Source organism: Octadecabacter algicola, assembly GCF_021532625.1.
In the GTDB taxonomy this organism is placed as follows: Bacteria; Pseudomonadota; Alphaproteobacteria; order Rhodobacterales; family Rhodobacteraceae; genus Octadecabacter; species Octadecabacter algicola.
On the sequence record NZ_JAKGAR010000003.1, the window covers coordinates 279,868 to 303,907 of the forward strand.

Sequence of the window (24,040 nt, forward strand, 5' to 3'; positions counted from 1 at the left end):
AGGAGAAGTGCATGACCAATCCCACTGCCGCCATGCTAGTTATCGGCGATGAAATCCTGTCTGGTCGCACACGCGACGCCAATATGTATCATCTCGCTGGGGAACTTACGAAAGTGGGGATCGACCTGAAAGAAGTGCGTGTGGTCAGTGACGATGCACCTGCAATTGTTGCGGCCGTTAAGGCACTGTCTAGTGCCTACGGTACGGTTTTCACATCCGGCGGAATCGGGCCAACCCACGATGACATTACCGCCGATTGCATCGCGGCAGCATTTGATGACCACATCGACGTGCGCGACGATGCCCGAGCGCTGTTGCAAGCCCATTACGACCGCAATGGGCAGGAGCTAAACGACGCCCGCCTGCGCATGGCCCGCATTCCAGACAGCGCAACTCTGATCGACAACCCCGTCAGCATCGCGCCCGGTTTCACAGTGCAAAACGTGCACGTTATGGCAGGTGTGCCATCCGTATTTCAAGCAATGGTGGCGACAATTCTGCCCACGCTTTCAGGCGGCGCACCACTGTTGTCAGAAACTTTGCGCATTGATCGTGGCGAAGGAGATATCGCTGGGCCGCTTGCCAATTTAGCTGCGTCCTATGCAGACCTTTCAGTTGGATCCTACCCGTTCCAGAAAGACGGAAGGTACGGGTCCAACATCGTGATCCGTGGACAAGACGCAGCACGCGTTTCTGCCGCGCTGACTGACTTAAAGGCTGCGTTTCCCACATGACACCTGAAATACTCACGTCTTTGATCGACGCCACATGGCCCGCCAAATCGCTCCGCGATGTGAGCGGTTGGACCATTCGTGAGGGCGCTGGTGGCGGCAGTCGTGTAAGCGCAGCTACGGCGACAAAAGCCGCAAAACTTGAGGAATACCCCCTTGCGGCGAACGCAATGCGTGACATCGGGCAAAACCCGCTATTCATGGTCCGCGCAGGAGAAGACACACTCGATGCCGCGCTCGAACGTGACGGCTACGCGATCAAAGACCCAGTCACCTATTACACCGCCCCCGTCGAAAAAATCGCAACCGAGCGCCCGCCTGCCGTCACATGTTTTGAGGTTTGGCCGCCATTGGCAACGCAGGCCGAGATTTGGGATGCAGGCGGTATCGATGATGCGCGATTGGCAGTGATGGAACGTGCCGAAAGTCCAAAGACAACAATCTTGGGCCGCGTTCATGATACACCTGCCGGAACAGCCTTTGCGGCCATTCACGATGGGGTCGCAATGCTGCACGCGATTGAGACGGCTTCTGCATTTCGCCGTCAGGGCGTAGGCCGCCACATGATCCGCGCCTTGGCATTTTGGGCGCAAGGGCGCGGCGCAACGCAAGTCGCTCTCTTGGTGACGAAAGCAAATGTCGGTGCCAATGCTCTCTATACTTCCATGGGGTTCACTCCTGTGGGAGGATACCACTACCGCATCCAAACCGAGGACTGAAATGTCTAACGATCAACCGACAGCGTTAAACCTACCGCAAGCTGATCCACTTCCAGATCATATCGCAAAATACTTTTCGATATGTGACGAAAAACTCGGTTTCGTGCCCAATGTTCTTCGTGCCTACGCTTTTGATCCAGCAAAACTGGATGCGTTTTCGACGATGTACAATGATCTGATGCTCGCTGAATCAGGCCTAAGCAAACTCGAAAGAGAAATGATCGCAGTCGTCGTATCGTCGATCAATAAGTGCTTTTATTGCCTCACGGCCCACGGCCAAGCGGTAAGGGCGTTATCAGGCGATCCTATTTTAGGTGAACAATTGGTAATGAATTGGAGGGCGGCTGATTTAACAGAACGACAGATGGCGATGCTAACCTTCGTGGAAAAAGCAACCAAGGCCAGCTGCGAAATCGCAGAGACGGACCGTAGCGCGTTAAGAACCGCTGGTTTCAATGATCGTGATATTTGGGACATTTCCGCTGTCATGGGTTTTTTCAACATGACGAACCGCATGGCAAGTGCCACAGACATGCGTCCCAATGATGAATACCACGCGCTAGACCGATGATCCGATACATCGCCCTTCTCTTGATGCCCCTTCAGGCCGCTGCAGTGACATTGGACATGCCCGCGAACGCAACGTTAGCTGTAGAAGAGGTCGAAGGGCTGGGCAGTTACGCTATGCCGACTGCGCCATGGTCACCAGAAGGGATGCCAGTTTTGACCGGCACCGGGGAAGTTCGCAGTCAAGCATGGCACGTTGATGCCGCCGGTATTACGACGCTTCAGCTCCTACGCCCCCTCGAGAACCAATTGGTTGAGGATGGGTTCGAAGTCTTGTTTCGCTGCACGGATGATGGCTGTGGTGGCTTTGATTTCCGGTTCTCAACGGATGTCCTGCCCGCACCCGCTATGCACGTCGATTTAGGCGATTTCCGGTTTTTGGCGCTACAACGAGACGTCGATGGCGAAATAGAACTACTCAGTATCCTAGTAAGTCGATCATCGTCGACGGGATTTGTGCAGGTCATTCGCGTAGGCACAGCAGGCAGCAGCATCGTAGCCGAAGCTGACGCCCCAGCCGTTCGAGCTGTTACACCGACAATCACGGGCGACCTTGCTCAATCATTGGAAAACGTTGGACGTTTCATATTGGCCGATCTGGCGTTTCAAACAGGGTCCGCGCAATTGGGCGAGGGGACGTTTCAAACTCTGGAAGATCTTGCCAATTATCTGATCGCCAACCCAAACCGAACAGTTGCATTGGTCGGACACACGGACACGGTTGGGTCGCTGGACGGGAATATTGCCCTCTCGAAACGGCGTGCAGGGTCTGTTCTCGAACGCCTAGTGACGGCGTACTCAGTACCGCGTCGCCAGCTAGAGGCCGAAGGAATGGGGTACCTTGCACCCGTCGCCACGAACCTGACCGAAGAAGGTCGCGAAACAAACAGACGTGTCGAAGTGATCATCACCTCAACCGAATGACAGGGTACTCATTCCCATAAAAAAACGCAGCCCCCATTTGACTGGGCGGGCTGCGTTAGTAAGGGTGTTGCACCCGTGGGATTCTTGATTGGGCTACCAGGCGTCTGGACCTTTTTCGGCAAATGCATGCACGAGGAAGTCGATGAAAGCGCGGACCTTAGGCTGGGTAAACCGACCCGGAGGATAGACCGCATAGATGCCTTGTGTTTCGACTGGAAGATCAGGGATCGCTTCTTCAACCAGACCTTTTTCCAACGCGTCAGCATAAAGGAATGATGGCAAGTACGCGATTCCAAGGCCCGAAATCGCCGCGTTCAGCAGGGACTGACCATCGTTCACTGTCAGCCAGCCAGCAGTGCGCACTTGACGTTTTTCACCGGATGGCGCTGTGAGTTTCCAAACAGCAGAATTCGCTTGGTTTGAATAATGAAGCAGTTTGTGATCGTTCAAATCGTCGATCTTTTCTGGACGACCGTATTGCTCAAAGTAACTTGGAGCCGCGACCATACGACGAGACGTTTCTGTCAGTTTACGGGCGCGCAGCGTGCTGTCTTCCAACTCACCAATGCGGATCGCCATATCGAACCCTTCGGAGATCAGTTCAACATAGCGGTTGTTAAGAACCATATTGACTGTGATGTCGCCGAATTCGCTGAGGAAATCGCCCAGAACAGGAGACAGATGGTTGACCCCGAAATCCGTTGCAACGCTGATCCGCAATAGGCCAGATGGAGCGCTTTGCATGGACGTAACCAATGCATCCGCTTCGCCAGCGTCATTCAGAACGCGGCGAGCGCGGTCATAGTAAGCAAGGCCAATTTCGGTCGGGCTTACGCGCCGAGTCGTGCGGTTCAGTAGACGCGCACCAAGTCGGGCCTCCAGAGATGACACATGCTTAGAAACCGCGGATTTGCTAATCCCCATTTTCTTTGCTGCGTCAGTAAATCCACCCTGATCCACAACTGTGGCAAAGGCTTCCATTTCCGTAAGGCGATCCATACTTGATCCTTGGTCTGCGTACTTGTTCGAGGACCATCTATCGGGGCCAAAAGGGGCAGTAGTGGGGCATGAGCCTGACAATTGCGGGGTATTCACAGGACTGTTGCGAGGCAGGAAACACAGAAACGCGGTGTTTCCTTGATATTATTACGACCCGTTTGCTCTGATCGCAGAAGTTATCAACTGTCCAATCAGGGCTGCGCCACGTGGTGACGGATGCACCATGTCTTCTGCATAGGCTGCTGCGTCCCCTGAACCAACGACTTTTCCAGCATCAACAAATGTTACGGTAGGGATCGTTGCAGCGAACCGTTCTTGTCTTGCGGACAGCTCATCTAATTCAGATACGCAATCTGAGAACGAACCGCCACGATCACTGACAGTATAGTAACCCAGTAGGATTACATCTACACCCTGCCCAGCAACCTGCGAGATAAACGCAGGAATCGCACCGTTTTGTCCGTCCTGTGAGATGAGTGCATCCAGAACACGCTCAGCGTCGAGCGTGCCACAGGTCGGCAAAAGATCATTGCCGCCGCCATCGACGATCATCCAGTCCCAATCATTGTTGGCATATTGTGTCGGTATGCCACGCGGACCCAAGAACGTCGCACCGCTGATCGACACGTTACTAACCGCAAGGCCGGATTGTTGTTCAACAACGCTCGGAATTGAAAGCCCTGTCCCACGGTGCCACGCGAGAATGGAATCCCCAACAACGATGACATCAGCATCCAGATCAACGGCGGTCGGCACAAACGAGCAAGCCGTCAGCCCCAGCGCGACGGTAAGTGTTGCAGACCAGTTCAGAAATGCCATGTCGTTCGTCCCTTAAACTAAAGGGACGCCACCAGCCGGGTTCCCTGATCAATCGCGCGTTTGGCGTCTAGTTCCGCCGCGACATCCGCGCCACCGATAACATGGCAGTTGATCCCAATGGCGTCCAATGCGTCGGCAAGCGAACGTTCGGGTAACTGGCCAGCACACATCACGATAGTGTCAGCTTCTATCAGTGTGGGGCGTTCGCGTGCCTCACCAAAGCTGACGTGCAAGCCGTTCGCGTCGATCCGTTCGTAGTTCACGCCCGCAACCATCTGTACGTCTTTCATCTTCAGCGTTGCGCGATGAATCCACCCTGTTGTCTTACCTAGTCCCTTGCCGAGCTTTGTAGCTTTGCGCTGAAGCAACGTGACATGGCGGGCCGGTTTTTCGGGCTGTGGCCCTTCAGGGCGAATACCGCCACGGGTCATCTCGGGGTCGCCGACGCCCCATTCTTCTAGCCATTCGTCCAGATCTTCGGTCGGGCTGCCATCCGTCACAAGATATTCGGCAACATCAAAGCCGATGCCACCAGCACCGATAATGGCGACGCGTTTACCAACGTCCGCTTTGCCGCGCAGGACATCAATATAGGACAACACATTCGGGCCATCCTGACCTTCGATCTGTGGATCACGGGGCATCACACCTGTCGCGATTATTACTTCATCAAAACCGGCCAGATCATCTGCCGTTGCAGTTTTCCCTAGCTTGAGGGTGATACCGGCCTCGGCGACAGCCGCACGGTAATAATCGACCAAACCCCAGAATTCTTCTTTGCCTGGCACCTGTTTTGCCATGTTCAATTGCCCACCGATTTCATCGGCGCGATCAAAAAGCGTTACAGTCATGCCCCGCTCAGCGGCAGCCAAAGCAGACGCCAACCCAGCCGGCCCCGCGCCGACAATTGCAACGGATTTTTCAGACGGCGTTAGAACAAGTTCCGTTTCATGGGCCGCTTTTGGATTGACCAAACAGGACGCAATCTTCATCGAGAACGTGTGATCAAGGCAGGCTTGGTTGCAAGCAATGCATGGCGCAATCAACGGCGCGTTACCTGCCTCAGCCTTAATAACGAAATGCGGATCAGCCAAGAACGGTCGCGCCATGCTCACCATATCAGCGCAACCATCCGCGAGAACGTCTTCGCCCACTTGTGGGGTGTTGATGCGGTTGGACGTAATAATCGGGATCGTTACTTCGCCCATCAGTTTCTTGGTCACCCAAGTAAATGCGCGGCGTGGCACCGAAGTTGCAATCGTTGGAATGCGGGCTTCATGCCAGCCGATACCTGTATTCAAGATGTTGGCGCCTGCGGCTTCGATCGCTTTGGCCAGCATGACGACTTCTTCCCAAGTTGACCCGTTCGGGATCAGGTCAATCATACTGAGACGGTAGATCACGATAAAATCGTCGCCCACGGCTTCACGAACACGTCGAACCACCTCAACGGGGAGGCGCATACGATTTTCATATGAGCCGCCCCAACGATCTTCGCGTTTGTTCGTGTGTGTTACCAAGAACTGATTCAGGAAATACCCTTCAGACCCCATTACCTCGACGCCATCGTATCCGGCTTCGCGTGCGCGGGTGGCCGCAGTCACCATATCGGTGATCTGCTTTTCGATACCATCTTCATCCAGTACTTGCGGTGGAAACGGAGAAATCGGCGATTTAACAGGCGACGGCGCAACGCAATCTTTCGAATAAGCGTAGCGGCCGGCATGCAAGATTTGCATCGCGATCTTGCCGCCCGCATCGTGAACGCGATCAGTTACAATCTTATGGTTGGCAATGTCAGCTTCGCTGAATAATCCTGCCGCACCAGGAAACACGCCACCCTCTGCATTTGGCGCCATTCCGCCTGTCACCATCAGGCCTACCCCGCCACGTGCCCGTTCAGCGTAGAACTCTGCGACGCGATTCCAGTCGCGAGTTTCTTCAAGGCCCGTGTGCATGGACCCCATCAAGACGCGGTTTTTAAGAGTCGTAAACCCGAGGTCGAGCGGCGCGAGAAGGAGCGGATAAGTAGACATAGGTTACCCTTTCAGGAGGTTTGGAAAACCATGCCAAAGGTTTACGCAAAGGTCACTTTAAACGCGACGTCACCCGCCCCCTACCCAAACTTAGCCGTTGTCAGCGGTTTCAACACAGTGACGGCGGAATGCCTTTTTGAGCATATCAAGCTCAGCGCGAACCAACGACAGCTCAGCGCGAATGTCTTCGGCCAGCGCATCACCTGCGATGATTGAGAAATTCCCCAACACCGTGTCTTCGTGTCGGTCCGCAATAACGAAGGTCTGAACACCATCAGAAATCCGATTAGCCGGAATGGGAACGCTGATGACCCAGTGTTCTTCAACACGGTCCTCTTCGACGACAACGCCATCAACCGCAAAATCCAGATGAGTGACTTCGATGTTCGGTTGCCAATCCGCCCGCCCACGGTGTTTCAGAGCGCCATACCAGACGCCTTCAGCAAGCCGCAGTTTTGTCAGTTCGATCGTTTCGGACATAGCGGTCTCCTACAGGTCAGCGCGTGGATTGCGTGAGAATGTGACGTCACGCAACGTGACTTGGTTCATTTCCGGCCCCTCAAAAATCAGATCGACCCACATGGATTCAACCCGTTTTTCATTCAGCTTGGTATAGGCGAGATCAAATTCCACCATCACTTTGTCATCGTTCAGGGGCAGTTCACGAACAATCTGTTCCGTGTTCGGACCATGGCGCACGTTCAGTCGGGCAAAAATCTCGAGCGGTTTTTCGACCTCTACGATGACTTCCATACGAACGAGGTGGCTTCTCAGAAGCCCATCACAGGAACTATCAGGTAAGTTGAGAACAAGGCTAAGGAAGGACCCATCGAACCGGAACACGTCCATTCGTAGTCCGTAAGGTGCGAGGTCCGCTTCTCTTGAGTTGCGCAATTGGCGAAGCGACAGTTCTGAGATGTGACAATCATGGAAGATCGTAACCTCGTCACCAAGACGCGTTTTGCTTTCAACGGCACTGAGCCCTTTAAACGGTAATGCACCGCGCCAAAGCTGTGGGCGCCAAGACCAATCCGTGCCGGCAGGTTTAGGAAAGGACATAGAACCGATCCGCGGCAAAGCAAGACGATTGTCCGCTTGGTGCGTGAGTTCATCCAGATTGTGGCGTAGGAGTTGGGCCTCGGTTCGTTGTCGACGCAGGGTCGTCAAATCAGTCGAGCCAGCCTTATTAGCCGCACGCGACCAAAACGCCCGCGCACGACGCAACAGCGCCTTCTCCAACATACCTATGTTTTCTTTGCCCATGGGTCCCAAACGAATCTAATTTTCGACACCATACCTGCCAAATTGTTTCAGGAAAGGAAACAATTAGCGGGAATTTCCCACTAGAATCAGCCGTTTTCTTTTGGAGTGTCGGCGGAAGTGTTGACCTCAACGAACTCCTCCAAAGCCGCCCCCATCAAGCGTTCACCTTCGCTACGGCTGAGCTCGTTACGCTCAAAACTCAATACAGTGATCGTAACCAAGCGCCCCTTCACATCCAAGAACCCACGCCATTGCGGACCGGTTGTTCCCTGGAATACGGGGCCGGAAGCATCTTCGAACCGTGCCAATACCCTGCCATCGCCAGCAATGGTCGTGACCTCGCCAACACTGGCGGTGTCACTGTCAGCAGCCAACAGACCTCGACCTGCCTCGGTCTCAAGAAAAGCCGCGAACGCCTCTTCGTTGCCTGCAACGCTAGAGGTCTCATCTGCGCCGACTTGTACAGTAATCAGCCCATCCAAGCTTGGCATGATGGCGGCATCTTCCGACATCAATGCACATCCCGCCATCACCGCGAACCCTCGGCGGGCATTGCTGGCTGCTTGGTCCACACAATAACCCTCTGGACCCCGAACCAAGACATCTCCCTGCATGAGCGATAGCGTCCGAATGCCTTGAGCCGTCGCGTCGCTCGGCGCACCAATACGTGACAAACCATCGGTCACTGCGCCTGAAACGTCCTCACACCCGACCAAACCGAAAGCAGCAACCGCCAGAACACACGCGCGCACTGACATGATTTAAAGGTCCATGTAGATGTGGCGTTCTTCCTTGGCACCCGGATGGGTAACCGCACCTTGTTGAGCGCCGCCCACCAATTTGGCGTACTTCCAAAGCGCGCCGGACGAATAGATCGTCTCACGAGGTCCAGCCCAATCGGCCTTGCGCTGTGCGATTTCGTCATCTGACAGATCAACTGACAATTCACCCGTCACCGCATCAATAGTGATCACATCACCATCCTTGAGAAGACCAATCGGCCCACCGCGATAGGCCTCTGGGCCAACGTGTCCGACACAGAAACCGCGGGTCGCACCCGAGAAACGGCCATCGGTGATCAGTGCAACTTTCTTGCCCATGCCCTGACCGGACAGTGCAGCTGTCGTCGCCAACATTTCACGCATACCAGGACCACCTGCTGGGCCTTCGTTGCGAATAACCAGAACTTCACCTTCTTTGTATTCACGCTTTTTCACGGCATCGAATGCTTCTTCTTCGCACTCAAACACACGGGCAGGCCCTGTGAACGATTGCTCATCAGCGGACATCCCAGCTACTTTTACGATCGCACCTTCCGGCGCGAGGTTGCCTTTTAGTCCAACAACGCCACCTGTTGAGGTGATCGGTGCTTCGACAGGATAGATGACGCGGCCATCGGCCTCACGCTCGATCAGGTCCAACTCGTGACCCATGCTTTCACCGGTCGCTGTCATGCAGTCTTCGTGCATCAGGCCAGCTTTGCGAAGCTCTTTCATCACAACCGGCACACCGCCGGACTCGTAAAGGTCTTTCGCAACATACTGACCGCCCGGCTTCAGATCGACAAAATAAGGCGTCTCGCGGAAGATGTCGCAAACATCAAACAAATCAAAATCAATGCCCGCTTCATGGGCGATGGCAGGAAGGTGCAAGCCAGCGTTCGTTGATCCACCCGTACAAGCCACAACACGCGCTGCGTTTTCCAGTGACTTACGCGTCACCACATCACGTGCGCGGATATTCTTGGCGATCAAGTTCATCACGGCTTCGCCGGAGGCTTTGCCATACTGGTCACGGCTTTCATACGGCGCTGGTGCACCAGATGAATTCATCAACGCCAACCCGATTGCTTCAGACACACAAGCCATTGTATTGGCGGTAAACTGGCCGCCGCAGGCGCCAGCAGACGGGCAAGCCACACGTTCGAGAATTTCAAGCTCAGCTTCGGTCATGGTCCCGTTTTGCTGACGGCCCACGGCTTCGAACATGTCTTGTACCGTCAGATCACGATCCGCAAAGTCATCTGGCACACTTGCGCCCACAGGTGCGCGGCCCGGGAGGATCGACCCCCCATAAATGAATACAGACGGCGTGTTCAAACGCACCATCGCCATCATCATCCCCGGCAATGATTTGTCACAGCCCGCAAGGCCAACAATCGCATCATAGGAATGACCGCGCATAGTCAACTCAACAGTGTCAGCAATCGCTTCGCGGGACGCCAACGAAGAACGCATACCTTCATGACCCATCGCGATGCCGTCTGTAACAGTGATTGTCGTGAACTCACGGGGTGTACCGTGGGCTGTTTTGACGCCCATCTTAACAGACTGTGCTTGACGGTTCAGCGCTATGTTACAAGGCGCAGCTTCGTTCCAACATGTCGCAACACCAACCAGCGGTTGGTAAATCTCTTCCTCGGTCATGCCCATGGCGTAGTAATAAGACCGGTGTGGCGCGCGCGCAGGTCCTTCAGTGACGTGGCGGCTCGGCAGGTTGGTTTTATCTGTACGGGTGTTGGTCATGACAGTGTCCTTCGCAAAAGTAAGTTGGAAACGGTCTAAATTGCGCGGGCCAACGGGGCAAGGGCCGAAAGACGGCTATTCCAACCCGCAGCGAAATAACGCACCTTTGGGAAATGAAGCTTTCGTTTTCTACTTTGACAGGCGGCTATAGCATTTGTCGCCTTGCCGCTGACGCTCCCCTGCCAGATTGGGCTGAGGGTGACGGGTTGGTCAGCATCACCCGCGCCGAAGACGAACTGTCGATCGTTTGCCTGTCCGAACGCGCACCATTGGACGCCGATCATGGTTGGAGCGCGCTGCGCGTCGACACTGTGGCCGAACTAGACGAACCCGGTGTTGTGATGGCCGCCGTCACTCCGATTTCATCCGCAGGCTTAGGTGTATTCGTGATCTCGACCCACTTGCGAGACTACCTTTTGGTGCGAACAGCTGAAATAGACAGGGCCAGAACTGCCCTCATTGGTGCTGGGCATGATTTCACCTGAGACACGATCTGCATGATATATGGCATAAGCGGACTTCAACGGCGGCTCTGATTGCAATTCGCCCACGGGCGGCTTATTTCGAACGCAACGTCATAAGAGGCCACGCATGAACTGGATTTCCAACTACGTCCGCCCACGGATCAATTCAATTTTCTCGCGCCGTGAGGTGCCTGAAAACCTGTGGAGCAAGTGCACCGAGTGTGGAACTATGTTGTTTCACCGTGAACTGGCAGAAAACCTGAATGTCTGCACCTCATGCGGACACCACATGGGGATCACGCCGCGTGATCGGTTTCTTGCGCTTTTCGACGGCGGTGTCTTTGTAGAGGTCGACGTGCCAGCCCCCACCGCTGATCCGCTGAACTTTCGCGATCAAAAGAAATACCCTGACCGGATGAAGGCCGCTTTGCGCAACACCGGCGAAAAAGAGGCCATGTTAGTCGTTGAGGGCGAGATTGGCCGCACGCCTATCGTGGCGGCGGCGCAGGACTTCAGCTTTATGGGTGGGTCAATGGGCATGTATGTCGGCAACGCCATCATTGCCGCCGCGACGCGCGCGGTTGAACTGGGTCGCCCGCTTGTGTTGTTTTCCGCTGCAGGCGGTGCACGTATGCAAGAAGGCATCCTGTCATTAATGCAAATGCCGCGCACGACTGTCGCAGTCGAAATGCTGAAAGAAGCAGGCCTTCCTTATATCGTTGTCCTTACCCACCCGACGACGGGCGGCGTGACCGCGTCTTATGCAATGCTGGGGGATGTGCACATCGCCGAACCCAATGCTCTGATCTGTTTTGCGGGACCTCGCGTGATTGAGCAAACGATCCGAGAGAAGCTTCCCGAAGGTTTCCAACGGGCTGAATACTTGCTGGATCACGGAATGCTGGACCGCGTGACGCCACGCGGAAAAATGCGCGAGGAATTGATCACAATCACGCGCATGCTAATGGACCTGCCACCCGCAATTGCAGGCGACTTACCCGCACCTGACCATGAGGCAGAAGACACCCCCGATGAGGTCGCACCTGCCGAGGATGCGAAAGAGTGACGAATGGATCGGACATCATCCTTGAACGGATGATGGCACTGCACCCGAAGATCATCGATCTAACGCTTGATCGTATGTGGCGATTGCTCGATGCGTTGGGCAATCCGCAAGACCAACTCCCCCCCGTGATCCATATCGCTGGCACCAATGGCAAAGGATCCACCCAAGCCATGATCCGTGCAGGCCTTGAGGCGCAGGGCAAGCGCGTTCACGCCTATACGTCGCCACACCTAGCCCGCTTCCATGAACGCATCCGGCTGGCCGGTGAACTGATCTCAGAAGATGCCCTCACCGCGGCCTTGGATCGCTGCTACACAGCCAACAACGGTGAAAACATCACCTATTTCGAGATCACCACCTGCGCCGCGCTTTTGGCATTTTCTGAAACGCCCGCGGATTACACACTCCTCGAGGTCGGCCTTGGTGGCAGGTTGGATGCAACCAATGTGATGGACCCAATGGTTAGTATCATCACGCCAATCGATCTCGATCATCAGCAGTTCTTGGGCGACACGCTAACCGAAATCGCTGGCGAAAAGGCTGGTATCATTAAACGTGGGGTGCCCTGTATCGTTGGCCCCCAGCACGACGAAGCCATGGATGTTATTGAACACACTGCCGCCCGTCTCGGCGCGCCGGTGATCGCTTACGGACAGCATTTTCACATCAGCGAGGAACACGGGCGGCTGATCTATCAGGACGAAACCGGACTGTTGGATTTGCCGTTGCCCGCCCTTCCCGGACCACATCAAGTGCAGAACGCAGGCGCAGTATTGGCAACCTTACGCCATCTCGGAGCGAGCGAGACCGCTTGCGAAGCTGCTATGTCGCGCGCCACTTGGCCCGCTCGAATGGAACGGCTGCGCGAAGGCAAAGTAGTAGATCACGCAGCTCCAGCAGAAATTTGGCTGGACGGGGGGCATAACCCTGCCGCCGGGCGCGCAATCGCGGCAACGTTTTCGGCGTTGCCCAAACGTCCAACCCACCTCATCTGTGGCATGCTCAACACCAAAGACGTTGTCGGCTTCATGGAACCGCTCTCACACTTTGCGGAAAGCCTGACAGCCGTTGCCATTCCCGGTGAAAAAAACACCCTTCCCGCAAAAGACACTGCCACCGCCGCAACTACAGCAGGTATCTCGGCAGAAACTGCGCCGAACTTATTTGCTGCGATCGACACGATTTGCGCGCACACACCCAACGCGCGCATTCTGATTTGTGGGTCTTTGTATTTCGCGGGTCACGTTATGCGGGAAAATGCCTAACCAAACGACTTTGATCCACAAGTCGCGCTATTGAATAAATGGCCTCATGTTACGTGTTTTGATCTTAAGCCTTTTGGCGACCCCTGCCGCAGCCGTTGACTATGAATTCTGCTGGGTCGGAGCGAACGGATATCGAATGGCAGGCACAATGACTGTCGAAGATGCCGCTGTCGGAAACCAATTTCGCAACCGCCGTTTGGTGACCGAAGAAAGTGTTCTAGCGTTCGAAATAAATGGTTTTCAAGATGGTAAGCCGCTTGGATCTTGGTCCCTTGATCAAGAGACACCACAAACCAGTTGGCACCTGAATTTCGACCCTGTCGCGATGGTATTTCCGACTGGCGGATCCACTTTCGGGACCGAGGGCCAACAATGGAATGCCAGCGGTCGCGTTAACAATTGCGGCACACCAGGTTTCGGATTTAACTCTGGAAACGGGGGGCAAGATGTCTGTGTTGATGATGTTTATCGTGTCGACAGCTTGATTGACGCCAAGACTCCGTTTTTCGTCTACCCTCTCGGGGATGGCCCAAGTTGCATTGGGTCCCCGCTACTTGGTAGCCTGTTAACACCGCGGGCGTCCGTCTCATGAAACCACGAGCGCGATTATAAGATAGGTCTCTATGTTACGTGTTTTGATCCTGAGCCTTTTGGCCACCCCTGCCGCCGCCGCTGATTTCGAATTCTGTTGGGAGGGCGACAATGGCTATCGCTTGGAAGGGACGATGCGCGTTCCCGATGCGCTTATGAACCGATCCCTTTTAACACATGACGACGTTACAGGGTTCTTCATCCAAGGCTTTAAGGACGATGTTCCGTTAGGAGCTTGGGATCTCAGCCAACTTGGACCCTCGACCAGTTGGAACCTGTCCTTCGATCCACGTGGAATGGTTTTCCATACAGGCGGCATGCACGACAGTGAAAAAGGCCAAGCATGGAACGCTGGTGGGCGGGCCGATGACTGTGGCGATCCGGGGTTCGGGTTCAATTCCGGCACAAATGCGCAGGACCTGTGTGTTAACAACGTTTGGCACACGGACAGCATGATTAGCCGCTACACGCGATTTCCAGTCTTCGTTGCCGGCTCCGCAGACCTTGATTGTGGTGGCGTGGCGCTACTTGGTGGCCTCCCGCGTTCTGCGCAATCAGCAAGCGAATAAGCGTTTAAATACAAAAAAATCGAACCAGTGATTCGTTTTTCCTTTGACGACTGATTCGCGATACCTCTATATCTGTTTGAAACGTCTAGCTGTGCTATGGGTCTGCCAAGAAGCCCACTACATCTAGAACGAATTCGTTGGGGGACGAGGGATGAACCGCACTGCGTTTGCGTGCACATTGATCGGGTTGGCCACAGTTTCTGCGGCCGAGACGTTCCCTGTGACGGAGGACGCGGTATTTACGTTTCAGGGCGAAGAAATCGTCATCTCCCGCACGAGCGTTATTGCCCCCGCCACGATCACCGCATTGACGCAGATAAGCGCGACCTGCGCAGCGCCCTGTCTTTCCCCAATGACAATCACCGAAAATGTCGCCACTTTGGGTGAATTGGACGTGATTCAGTTCCTGTCCTCCAAAGTCGAAACCGGTGATGGGCTGTTGGTTGATGCTCGAAACCCCGATCAGCGGACAGGGGGAATTATTCCGGCCTCCGTAAACATCCCCGCAACGACCGTTTCACCCGAAAACCCTTATCGGAATGAAATTATCATGGCACTTGGGGCAGAACAGTTTGAGGGCATCTTCGATTTCTCCGAAGCAATGTCATTGGTTGTCTTTGACGCCGGGCCAGCAACACAAGACGCCCAAACTTTGATTTTCGACTTGCTGGGCGCAGGCTATCCACCAGAAAAAATCGCATATTATCGCGGCGGCATTCAGGTTTGGACAACCTTGGGACTTACTACCGCCGAGGCACCGCAATAAGCGGGCACGGCTTTTCACGCCTCTTTGTGCCACCCCTCCGGTGCGAACATCAGGGCAATTCAATACCGACCCCCTAACACAGGGTGATCGACACGATCTTGGCAGGGCGAGGGGGCGAGCTTTAGGCTCGTCCTCTTGTTTAATACCGGCAGAACCTTTGGGAAATCGGGGCGCACCCATCTCAATGGTCACAAAACAATGGCGCCCCAGACGACGGAACTTAGGATTTGAACACGATGAACATCGCAAGCGTAAAGGGAGTTACTCGACTGGCAGTGTCGCTTTCTGCGCTGGTGATTGGCAGCGCAGTGGAGGCACAAGATGTCCGCATTACTACATTCAAATCCGACAGCACATTCACGTTAAATGGGCGCACATTTACGGTTTCACGCGACCAGAATAGGGACAACATCCTGACCGGTGAATTCGCGCGGACGTCTCGTGCATGCCCGCCAAATTGCCTACAACCCATGACCGCTGCGGATGGCGTTGCGACAGTTGGGGAACTTGAGGTCCTCGACTTTCTGGAAAACGAAGTCACGGACGGACGGGGGTTGCTGCTCGACACACGTGGGGCAGATGCATTTTCAAGCAGTTCCATTCTAGGCGCTGTCAACGTCCCCTACGCCACTCTTGGATCAGATAACCGCTACCGCACCGATATCTTATTGGCCTTAGGCGCTGTCCGAACATCAAACGGCGCGTTGGATTTTCAAAATGCGATGTCGCTAACCCTATTTAGCGGTGGCGTTTGGTCCTCGGATGCCCGTACAGCCGTAAGCAACCTCATTGAGAGCGGCTACCCACCTGAAAAACTATTCTACTATCGAGGAGGCCTGCAGGCATGGATGCATGTTGGCCTAACCACGCAAGACTCAGCGAACTCTAACTAATCCGATGAAGGCTTAACCATGATCCGTACAACTATTGCCCTCTTTGCCTTTGCACTCGTCTTGTGTGGGCTGATCATTTTTCGGCCGTTCGCTGACGGCGAAGTAAACACGGCTGACCGACTTGGCGCACCCGTCGATATTGAAGTCACGCGTGCCGTCACGACAGATATAGAAGCATTAGTACGAGCCACAGAAACTGCAACGACTCCGACGGCGGTTGTCGAAGCTCCGCGTCGTGTGGATGTCGCACGCCCTGATACAGATGACACACGTCTGTCAGACATGACAAACAATGTCTTGGCCGAGCTTGGGTTTGCTGGCGTCGAACCCGTAACGACCAACAGTCAGTTACAACGTCAGTCAACATCCGACATTTTGGCTGGCATTGAGGCCGCGACCGGACAGCATTCGGTACTAGACGAACACGATTCCTTCGAGGCAATCGTAATCGCCGCTTTGCGAGCAGGTGAAACCGACGAAAGCATTGACCGGATCGTCAACGATGCTGCGGCGAACGGTGTCGCAGTTCCCGAAATCCTTGTGACATCTGACGGTCGTGTGGACACTTCCGTCATGCTGGCCAATATCGTAACTCAGGCACAGATGGCAGCTGGGGCAGCAGCCCCCGCGATCCCAGAAGTGTCACCCGACGATGTTCAAGGCATGGAAGTTCGTGTCGTTCAACGCGCCAACGATGATGTCGAAGCGCGTTTTTACACCGTTCAAACGGGCGATAGCCTTGGCGCAATTTCAATCAAGTTCTTTGGTGTAATCACACACTACGAAGAGATATTCGAAGCAAACAAGGGCCTGCTCTCGAGCCCTGATCGAATTCGCGTTGGCCAGCGGCTAGTGATCCCGCAAATCTAGAGTTCCGCGTCGCGACCCCAGTCTTCGCCCTGCATCTCGCGTAGGCGGCTGGCTGTGCGTTCGAATTCGAACACCCCAGTTCCTTCGACATACAGCATCTCAGGAACTGCGGCAGCGGACGCGATCAGGCGGACCTTGGCCTCATACAACGTGTCTATGAGCGTAACGAAACGTTTTGCTTCGTTGAAGTTGGACCGACTAAGCCTCGGAATGTCTTCAAGGATCAAGACCCGTGCCGCGTCAGCCAAGGCCAAGTAATCGGCGGCCCCTAGCGGCACCCCGCATAGGTCTCGGAAACTCGCGCGTGCCACGCCATTGGCAAAAGCCGGCACCACAACATCACGGCCCTTAACCCGCAACGTCAGCGGGGCAACTTCGCCCTGTGTCAGCCCGACAAACAAGGCATCGACTTTTTGCCGCGCTTCCCCGTTTGCTGGACTGAAATAAACCGCAGCGCCTTCCAAAACGGTTTGACGGTAATCCATATCGCTCGCCAGCTCATGGACCACCATTTTCTCGCGCAAGAGATCAATAAACGGCAGGAACAGCTGGCGGTTTAATCCATCTTTATAGAGATCTGCAGGAACACGGTTGGATGTCGTAACAACAACAACGCCCGCGTCAAACAGGGCTTCGAATAAGCGTCCGACGATCATCGCATCCGTGATGTCGCTGATCTGCATCTCATCAAATGCAAGAAACCGCACCCGTTTGGCGAGGTCCGCCGCGACAGGTGCGATCGCATCATCAACACCGTCTTTTCGTGCCTTTGCGATAGCTTCATGAACCCACTGCATAAACGCGTGGAAATGGCTGCGTTGTTTGGGGACCTCTACCATATCATACAACAGATCCATCAACATGGACTTGCCGCGCCCCACGCCGCCCCACAGATACAAGCCCTTGGGGCCTTGAACGGGGGTTGCCTTACGAAACAGGCTCTTTTTCGGGGCTGCAGGAACCGTCAGCACCTCCGTGCGCACTCGTTCCAACGCCGCCAACGCTGCTCGTTGCACCGGATCATCGTGCAACACGCCTGTGTCTACGCGGGACTGGTATTCTGACTGTATGGTTCCCATTCCAGTGGCATACCGTGATGGCGCGGTAGCATCAATTGCCATCAGGCAGCCCCATCTATCTTCGTGATCCCGCGAACAACATCTTCGAAATTGACGCGGCGCAGTTTCCCCCCCAATGTCGCCGGATGGAACGTCAATCAAACCTCATTACGCCCGTCCTTATTGCTGGGTGCATCATCATCATGGTCAGCTTCGCGGTCCGGGCATCGTTTGGGGTGTTCCAAATCCCTATCGCTGAAGAATTCTCCTGGGCCCGCGCCGAGTTCTCACTTGCGATTGCATTTCAGAACCTCGCGTGGGGCATTGGCCAACCTATCTTTGGCGCATTGGCAGAACGGATCACCGATCGCAAAGCGATCATACTTGGCGCAGTTATCTATGCCGCAGGATTAGTGCTGTCCTCGCAGGCCGTTAGCCCAATTGCCCATCAAACCTATGCGTGGCTCGTCGGGTTCGGAATCGCGGGAACCGGGTTCGGTGTCATTCTCGCCGTGGTCGGACGGGCTGCATCAGATGAGAACCGCTCAATGTCGCTTGCTATTGCCACTGCCGCTGGATCGGCGGGCCAAGTTTTCGGTGCACCAGTGGCAGAATTCCTGCTGGGGTATATGCCGTGGCAATCCGTGTTCATGGTCTTTGCGGGGCTCATCCTTGCGTCGTTGTTGGTGCTGCCTATGATGCGCGCGCCTCAATCCGCAGGGAAACAAGAGTTCGAAGAAACCATTGGCCAAGTTATCAAACGCGCCTTTAGCGATCCGTCCTATACCCTGATCTTTCTTGGCTTCTTTTCATGCGGCTACCAATTGGCATTTGTAACAGCGCACTTCCCGGCCATGATCACCGAAATGTGCGGGCCTATTTTACCTGGTGGCGCGCTGCATAGCATTGGTATCACCACCACATCCGCGCTTGGGGCTTTGGCTATTTCCCTTATCGGATTGGCAAATATTGGAGGAACTCTACTGGCCGGTTGGGCCGGCAAACGATATTCCAAAAAATACCTGTTGGCTGGGATTTACACGGGCCGCACCATTGCCGCCGCCCTGTTCATTGCATTCCCGATCACACCGACGACAGTCATCTTATTCTCGGTTGTTATGGGATCGCTATGGTTGGCGACTGTCCCGCTTACCAGTGGCCTTGTCGCCCATATTTACGGGCTGCGTTATATGGGCACGCTTTACGGTATTGTCTTTTTTAGCCACCAGTTGGGATCATTCCTTGGGGTCTGGCTTGGTGGTGCTCTTTATGATGCCTATGGATCTTATACCGCCGTTTGGTGGGTTGGTGTCGGCATCGGCGCCTTCTCGGCGATTGTCCATTTGCCGATCAAAGAAAACCGATCCGTACCAGTGAACCCAGCCGCTGCGTAACAAGCGGAGGCACTTGGTCTATGACATGTCTTCTCGCAGCACAGAGGCGAGGAGATCCATGACTTCGCGAGAATTAGAATAGCCGATGTCATGCGTGGCGCCCCCGACGACTTCTTGCCGGATAGCCCTGTTCCATTGGGTCAAGGAACCCAATGATTTGAGAGGGATGATTTCGTCCTTCTCGGCCCAAATCGCGACCACTGGAACATCTTCTCGGCTAATTTTGCGATGGGAATCTTCTTGCGTTTCATTCAGCATATGGCGGCGACTGGATAAAACGGATCGCACAAACCCTCGGCTTTGGAATTCTGCTAATTGCAACTCAACGATACCGGTGACGTCGAAGGGTTGGCCCAATTGTTTGTGCAAGTCGCGGCGTTCTTTTCGAGAGACCAAAACGGCAAACAACCAGTCCCCGAAGAACGGAACAGTCCGGCTGAAGTGTATGAGTTTACTTTCGCGCAGCCATGCGCCACCAGACGCCAGCAAGATCAAACGCCGGACACGGCCTGGATATTTTGCGGTGAAATGGGTCGCGATCGATCCGCCCATTGAATACCCCATTAATGTCACATCTTCGTCGAGCCCTTGGTGCTCCAAAAGATCGGCCAGCTGTTGCGAAAAGAAATCACCGGTCTGTGGTCCATGTGGCGCGTCAGAAAAACCTCGCCCATAGAGGTCATAAACCAGGACACGGTACCCCAGCCGAACCAAACCGTCAGCGATAGCGTACCAGACGGGACTGGGCGTCGTTAGTCCATGCACGCAAACAACAACTGGTCCGCGCTCGCTGCCAAGCCATTGGTAGTGTGTCACCCCTTGGCTAAGCTTTGCAAAGCGCCCCGGAGCCTGATCGCGAAAGGCTTCGGCATCATGTCGTCGACTTTCATCTAACCACGGCAATGCTGCGATTACCCCGATAACCACGAGAGGGATGATCCACCCCATCATGCTGAACGGCCTTTCCATACATCAAGAATATGTCGGCTTGTCATGAGGTCTAGATGCGCACCACCGCCGTTTTTGAACAGCGTGATTTCGTCGTCAGATTCCCTCGAGAATTGATCAGGCGCATAGTAGTCTGCGATCACGAGATCAGGCGCAATTGTGCCTGCTTCAAGCGGTATCTTTAGCTCGCCTATATGGCCCATTGTTGTTTCATAGCTATCAACAAAAATGCGTGATTTCAGTAGCGCCGTGTCATCTACCTCGCGCATGTCGGGGCGATACGCGCCAATCAGATCGACGTGCTGTCCGGCCTGCAACCAGTCGCCCTTAATGACGGGCTCAGTAGTCATCGTGGCGGATGTAATGATGTCCGCTTCACGTACTGCGGCCTCCAGATCTTCGGCCACTTCCACGCCAGTGCAGTCCTTGGCAAATTGAATTGAGCCTGCGATTGAACGGTTCCAAACTTTAAATCGCGCATGCGGAAAAGCTGCACTGTAGGCCTGCCAAAGTGAACGTCCAACTGTACCCGCACCCACGATCAGGACATTCTTACTTTCGGGTCGCGCCAATCGTCGTGCGGCCAAAAGACTATCACCTGCGGTCTTCCATTTGGTCACGAGATGAAAATCGAGGATCGCTTCAAGCTGCCCATCACTGTCGGAAAACAAGTTCACCGCACCATGGATCATCGGTTTGTCTGTCTTTTTGTTCTCAGGAAAAATCGTTGCGCATTTGATAGCGAGCCCCATCCCTTCAATCCACGCAGAGCGGTTCAACAGAGTGTCAGAACCACGATACAGAAAAACGTCTTCAACTGTCGCCTTAGGCCTGAGGTGACCGGCGGAAAGTGCGTCAGTCAACGCGATCCAATCAAGATGTTCTTGCCCGTCTTCGAATGGGATCATCACGGTCATTGTGCAGCCTCAGCGGTTAACAGTTTCTCAGCGACGAGCCTTTTGGAAAACCCCTCGGAACTTTTGAAAAGATATGTCTTCCATCCGCGAGCAGCAGCCGCGGCGATGTTTTCAGGAAGGTCGTCGGTAAACATCAGGCTTTCTGCAGGCAGGCCGGTTTCAATTTCCAGGCGCTCGTAAATCTCGGCGTGAGGCTTTGAAATGCCCATCTCAGCGGAGATGAACCTACAGTCAAATTCTTGTAAGAACGGATACTCCCGATCAGCGATTTCCAACGTTTCGGCACCAAAATTCGATAATGCAAACACTGGGACCTTGGCATGGCGCAATGCGCGCAAAAGTCGTACCGAATGGTCAATTGCGGGTGACGCCATTTCTATCCACCGATCCCGCCAAAGGTTAATTTCACCCCCCCAGTCAGGATAGCCCGTCATCAGCTCCGCGGTTGCATCGTAGAAACTCTCACCGGCATCAACACGGGCGTTCATTTCAAAAATCGGAACGGCTGCGAAAAATTCAACCCGTTTTTCGGCGCCGATAACGCGGTCAAAAAATCGCTCGGGCTGCCATTCGATCAGCACGTTACCAATGTCAAAAACGACAGCACGAATGGTCATTAGGGTTTCTCTCCGACTTTTACTCAATCTATCAGCTTTGGGAGTGGCTCAAATCTCTTACATACGTTTTGCGGCACGTAGCTCGCGTTCTAATGCGTCCAGAAACCGCGATCGGTCTGCTTTCGAGAACGCCTTACCGCCACCTTGTCGAAACGGGTCCGCCGCACGAATGTCCGCCATAAGGTCACGTGTCGCAAGGATGTTTCCAATATTGGCTTGCGTCAGGGCTTCGCCATTGTGCTTAAGCACACGCGCGCCTGCCTCGACGCATTTCGCGGCAAGTGGGATATCGCCCGTTATGACAACATCACCCGCAACCGCGCGATCAGCGATCCACATGTCGGCGATGTCAGGCCCGTCTGGTACAATGACCGTCTCTACCAGTGGGTTCTGGGATGGCCGAAGTCCGCCGTTAGAGACTACGAACATCTTCACGCCATGGCGTGTGCCAACCTTTTCAACTTCGGCCTTTACGGGGCATGCATCCGCATCAACGTAGATCATGAGCGTCTCACTTCCAAAGCGCCTCAGCATGGAAATTCACATGATCTTCCATGAAGGATGAGATGAAGAAATAACTGTGATCATAGCCTTTTTGGAGACGAAGTTGTCCGTCTTGTTTTGCAGCGCTCATTGCGCCGGCAAAGGCCTCGGCTCCCAAAAGATCCCAGAACTGATCGTCGGTACCGGCGTCGATCAGCATTGGCCCATCAAAGCCACCACCCTGCATAAGCACCGTAGCGTCATGCGGTCCCCATTTGGATTCATCACCCCAATACGCGGCAAATTGTTTCCGACCCCAGTCACTTTTGGTCGGGTTACAAATCGGTGCGAATGCTGAAACCGACCGAAATCTGCCCGGCAGTGCCATCGCCATAGTCAACGCGCCGTGCCCGCCCATGGAATGACCCGTGATCGACTGCCGAGACATGTCGACTGCAAAATGTTCGCTGACCAAGGCGGGCAATTCGTCCGCCGTGTAGCTCCACATTTTGAAATGTTTCGCCCAAGGTTCTTGCGTCGCGTCGATGTAGAAACCCGCGCCCTGCCCGAGGTCATAAGCATCATCATCAGCAACATCGTCACCCCGTGGGGATGTATCCGGAAAGCATAGCGCAATGCCGTGATCTGCGGCCCAAACTTGCGCCCCTGCTTTGGTCATAGCGTTTTCATGGGTGCAGGTGAGACCGGACAGGAACCACAAGATTGGCACAGGGCCGTCCTGCGCTTCTTCCGGTAGGAACAAGCCGAACGTCATGTCGGTTCCAGTGGTATTTGAACGGTGCTTATAGACGCCTTGCACACCGCCAAAACAGCGGTTCTCGGATATGGTTTCCATCAGGATTTCGCCTCGTAAGTCGTGAGAATTTCAGGGAGGTCTTTCTTGTTCTTAGCCACAGCCGGCACCGTTGCGTCCTTTGCTGGGTGTCCGACGGCCAAAATCATGATCGGTTTTTCGTTCTCGGGCCGGTCACACAGTTCATTCAAGAACTTCATCGGGTTGGGTGTATGGGTGAGACAGGACAGTCCTGCCGTATGCAAAGCCGTAATCAGCATGCCCGTCGCGATACCGACGCTTTCGGGAACGTAATAGTGCTTAACCCGCTCGCCGTTCCGTTCGCCCCAGCGCTGGGCAAAAATTACGATAAGCCATGGCGCGATATCAAGGTGCGGCTTGGATGCATCCGTGCCGATGGGCTCAAGCGCCTTAAGCCAGGCATCGCCACCTCCGCCACTATAGAATTTCGCTTCTTCATCCTCAGCCGCTTTTCTCACCTTGGACTTCATTTCCGGATCGTTAATTGCAACGAAATGCCAAGGCTGTTGGTTTGCTCCACTTGGCGCTGTTCCGGCCGCACGCACGCAAGCCTCGATTACGGCCTTCGGAACAGGTCGATCGCTATATTCTCGAATGGAATGTCGCGTTTTAACGTGAGCATAGAACTGCTCGGCCTCGGTCAACATCTGGGCATCGTCATAGTCTGCGAAATCAGGCAATGGCAACGCGGAATAAACGGGGGCAGTTTCGCTCATATCGG

27 protein-coding genes are annotated in these 24,040 nt (G+C 54.5%); 13 read left to right on the plus strand and 14 right to left on the minus strand.

All coding sequences use genetic code 11. From position 1 onward, the window contains the following. The first annotated feature begins 11 nt into the window (after nucleotides 1-11). The 4 genes from L0666_RS12540 to L0666_RS12555 are packed head-to-tail and all read left to right on the plus strand — an operon-like array spanning nucleotide 12 to nucleotide 2,941. Nucleotides 12-734 carry a competence/damage-inducible protein A gene (locus tag L0666_RS12540; protein WP_235261707.1) on the plus strand — a complete coding sequence of 241 codons (723 nt, stop codon included), beginning with the start codon at nucleotides 12-14 and terminating at the stop codon, nucleotides 732-734. Beyond that, nucleotides 731-1,450 (plus strand): GNAT family N-acetyltransferase, encoded by a 720-nt coding sequence (locus tag L0666_RS12545; RefSeq protein WP_235261708.1) that lies wholly within the window; start codon nucleotides 731-733, stop codon nucleotides 1,448-1,450. The genes L0666_RS12540 and L0666_RS12545 overlap by 4 nt, the downstream gene beginning before the upstream one ends. 1 nt (nucleotide 1,451) lies before the next feature. Next, complete coding sequence (locus tag L0666_RS12550) at nucleotides 1,452-2,021, plus strand: peroxidase-related enzyme (protein ID WP_235261709.1); 570 nt, start codon at nucleotides 1,452-1,454, stop codon at nucleotides 2,019-2,021. Beyond that, nucleotides 2,018-2,941: an OmpA family protein gene (locus L0666_RS12555; protein WP_235261710.1), complete on the plus strand. Its 924-nt coding sequence runs from the start codon at nucleotides 2,018-2,020 to the stop codon at nucleotides 2,939-2,941. Before L0666_RS12550 ends, L0666_RS12555 begins: the two co-directional genes overlap by 4 nt. A 93-nt stretch (nucleotides 2,942-3,034) precedes the next feature. Here the strand turns inward: L0666_RS12555 and L0666_RS12560 are convergent, their stop codons facing one another. From L0666_RS12560 to ilvD, 7 genes are all read right to left on the minus strand, one after another. Next, on the minus strand, nucleotides 3,035-3,940 hold the full coding sequence (locus tag L0666_RS12560; RefSeq protein WP_235261711.1) for a LysR family transcriptional regulator: 906 nt from the start codon (nucleotides 3,938-3,940) through the stop codon (nucleotides 3,035-3,037). Between the two features lie 147 nt (nucleotides 3,941-4,087). Beyond that, nucleotides 4,088-4,759 carry an SGNH/GDSL hydrolase family protein gene (locus L0666_RS12565; protein ID WP_235261712.1) on the minus strand — a complete coding sequence of 224 codons (672 nt, stop codon included), beginning with the start codon at nucleotides 4,757-4,759 and terminating at the stop codon, nucleotides 4,088-4,090. A 17-nt stretch (nucleotides 4,760-4,776) separates the two neighbouring features. Further along, a complete protein-coding gene (locus L0666_RS12570) occupies nucleotides 4,777-6,795 on the minus strand; it encodes an NADPH-dependent 2,4-dienoyl-CoA reductase (RefSeq protein ID WP_235261713.1) in 2,019 nt (672 codons plus the stop codon). A gap of 90 nt (nucleotides 6,796-6,885) precedes the next feature. Then, entirely contained in the window at nucleotides 6,886-7,275 is a 390-nt protein-coding gene (locus L0666_RS12575) for a hypothetical protein (protein ID WP_235261714.1), read from the minus strand. Nucleotides 7,276-7,284: 9 nt separating this feature from the next. Next, nucleotides 7,285-8,058 (minus strand): DUF6478 family protein, encoded by a 774-nt coding sequence (locus L0666_RS12580; RefSeq protein ID WP_235261715.1) that lies wholly within the window; start codon nucleotides 8,056-8,058, stop codon nucleotides 7,285-7,287. 86 nt (nucleotides 8,059-8,144) lie between these two features. After that, the gene (locus tag L0666_RS12585; protein WP_235261716.1) at nucleotides 8,145-8,816 is read right to left on the minus strand and encodes a hypothetical protein; all 672 of its coding nucleotides are present in this window, start codon (nucleotides 8,814-8,816) and stop codon (nucleotides 8,145-8,147) included. 3 nt (nucleotides 8,817-8,819) lie between these two features. Beyond that, complete coding sequence (ilvD, locus tag L0666_RS12590) at nucleotides 8,820-10,583, minus strand: dihydroxy-acid dehydratase (RefSeq protein WP_235261717.1); 1,764 nt, start codon at nucleotides 10,581-10,583, stop codon at nucleotides 8,820-8,822. 113 nt (nucleotides 10,584-10,696) lie between these two features. On the opposite strand from ilvD, the gene L0666_RS12595 reads away from it, so the two are divergent. The 8 genes from L0666_RS12595 to L0666_RS12630 all read left to right on the plus strand — a co-directional run bounded on the left by L0666_RS12595 (nucleotide 10,697) and on the right by L0666_RS12630 (nucleotide 17,067). Further along, complete coding sequence (locus L0666_RS12595; RefSeq protein ID WP_235261718.1) at nucleotides 10,697-11,068, plus strand: ACT domain-containing protein; 372 nt, start codon at nucleotides 10,697-10,699, stop codon at nucleotides 11,066-11,068. A 106-nt stretch (nucleotides 11,069-11,174) separates the two neighbouring features. Then, nucleotides 11,175-12,113: an acetyl-CoA carboxylase, carboxyltransferase subunit beta gene (gene accD, locus L0666_RS12600; RefSeq protein WP_235261719.1), complete on the plus strand. Its 939-nt coding sequence runs from the start codon at nucleotides 11,175-11,177 to the stop codon at nucleotides 12,111-12,113. Further along, nucleotides 12,110-13,378 (plus strand): bifunctional folylpolyglutamate synthase/dihydrofolate synthase, encoded by a 1,269-nt coding sequence (locus L0666_RS12605; RefSeq protein WP_235261720.1) that lies wholly within the window; start codon nucleotides 12,110-12,112, stop codon nucleotides 13,376-13,378. Before accD ends, L0666_RS12605 begins: the two co-directional genes overlap by 4 nt. 46 nt (nucleotides 13,379-13,424) lie before the next feature. After that, complete coding sequence (locus L0666_RS12610; RefSeq protein WP_235261721.1) at nucleotides 13,425-13,970, plus strand: hypothetical protein; 546 nt, start codon at nucleotides 13,425-13,427, stop codon at nucleotides 13,968-13,970. Nucleotides 13,971-14,001: 31 nt separating this feature from the next. Beyond that, nucleotides 14,002-14,538 carry a hypothetical protein gene (locus L0666_RS12615; protein ID WP_235261722.1) on the plus strand — a complete coding sequence of 179 codons (537 nt, stop codon included), beginning with the start codon at nucleotides 14,002-14,004 and terminating at the stop codon, nucleotides 14,536-14,538. 151 nt (nucleotides 14,539-14,689) lie between these two features. Continuing rightward, complete coding sequence (locus L0666_RS12620) at nucleotides 14,690-15,304, plus strand: rhodanese-like domain-containing protein (RefSeq protein ID WP_235261723.1); 615 nt, start codon at nucleotides 14,690-14,692, stop codon at nucleotides 15,302-15,304. A 236-nt stretch (nucleotides 15,305-15,540) separates the two neighbouring features. Then, nucleotides 15,541-16,197, plus strand: a complete 657-nt coding sequence (locus L0666_RS12625; protein ID WP_235261724.1) for a rhodanese-like domain-containing protein — start codon at nucleotides 15,541-15,543, stop codon at nucleotides 16,195-16,197. Nucleotides 16,198-16,215: 18 nt separating this feature from the next. Next, complete coding sequence (locus L0666_RS12630) at nucleotides 16,216-17,067, plus strand: LysM peptidoglycan-binding domain-containing protein (RefSeq protein ID WP_235261725.1); 852 nt, start codon at nucleotides 16,216-16,218, stop codon at nucleotides 17,065-17,067. Here L0666_RS12630 and zapE read toward each other — a convergent pair. Further along, nucleotides 17,064-18,146, minus strand: coding sequence for a cell division protein ZapE (zapE, locus tag L0666_RS12635; protein ID WP_235262205.1), 1,083 nt, complete (start codon nucleotides 18,144-18,146; stop codon nucleotides 17,064-17,066). The two genes, L0666_RS12630 and zapE, sit on opposite strands and share 4 nt — an antisense overlap. Nucleotides 18,147-18,271: 125 nt before the next feature. Here zapE and L0666_RS12640 point away from each other — a divergent pair, with 125 nt between their 5' ends. Beyond that, the gene (locus L0666_RS12640) at nucleotides 18,272-19,519 is read left to right on the plus strand and encodes an MFS transporter (protein ID WP_235261727.1); all 1,248 of its coding nucleotides are present in this window, start codon (nucleotides 18,272-18,274) and stop codon (nucleotides 19,517-19,519) included. A gap of 18 nt (nucleotides 19,520-19,537) precedes the next feature. Here the strand turns inward: L0666_RS12640 and L0666_RS12645 are convergent, their stop codons facing one another. From L0666_RS12645 to L0666_RS12670, 6 genes are read right to left on the minus strand one after another with little or no spacing between them, the layout of a single operon-like run. Beyond that, nucleotides 19,538-20,488, minus strand: a complete 951-nt coding sequence (locus tag L0666_RS12645) for an alpha/beta fold hydrolase (RefSeq protein WP_235261729.1) — start codon at nucleotides 20,486-20,488, stop codon at nucleotides 19,538-19,540. After that, nucleotides 20,467-21,384 (minus strand): ornithine cyclodeaminase family protein, encoded by a 918-nt coding sequence (locus L0666_RS12650; RefSeq protein WP_235261730.1) that lies wholly within the window; start codon nucleotides 21,382-21,384, stop codon nucleotides 20,467-20,469. Before L0666_RS12650 ends, L0666_RS12645 begins: the two co-directional genes overlap by 22 nt. After that, nucleotides 21,381-22,001, minus strand: coding sequence for an HAD family hydrolase (locus tag L0666_RS12655; protein ID WP_235261735.1), 621 nt, complete (start codon nucleotides 21,999-22,001; stop codon nucleotides 21,381-21,383). The genes L0666_RS12650 and L0666_RS12655 overlap by 4 nt, the downstream gene beginning before the upstream one ends. Nucleotides 22,002-22,058: 57 nt before the next feature. Further along, nucleotides 22,059-22,505: a YaiI/YqxD family protein gene (locus L0666_RS12660; RefSeq protein WP_235261736.1), complete on the minus strand. Its 447-nt coding sequence runs from the start codon at nucleotides 22,503-22,505 to the stop codon at nucleotides 22,059-22,061. Nucleotides 22,506-22,512: 7 nt separating this feature from the next. Beyond that, nucleotides 22,513-23,340, minus strand: a complete 828-nt coding sequence (gene fghA, locus L0666_RS12665; protein ID WP_235261741.1) for an S-formylglutathione hydrolase — start codon at nucleotides 23,338-23,340, stop codon at nucleotides 22,513-22,515. Continuing rightward, nucleotides 23,340-24,035, minus strand: coding sequence for a nitroreductase family protein (locus L0666_RS12670; RefSeq protein ID WP_235261742.1), 696 nt, complete (start codon nucleotides 24,033-24,035; stop codon nucleotides 23,340-23,342). The genes fghA and L0666_RS12670 overlap by 1 nt, the downstream gene beginning before the upstream one ends. Nucleotides 24,036-24,040: the final 5 nt, after the last annotated feature.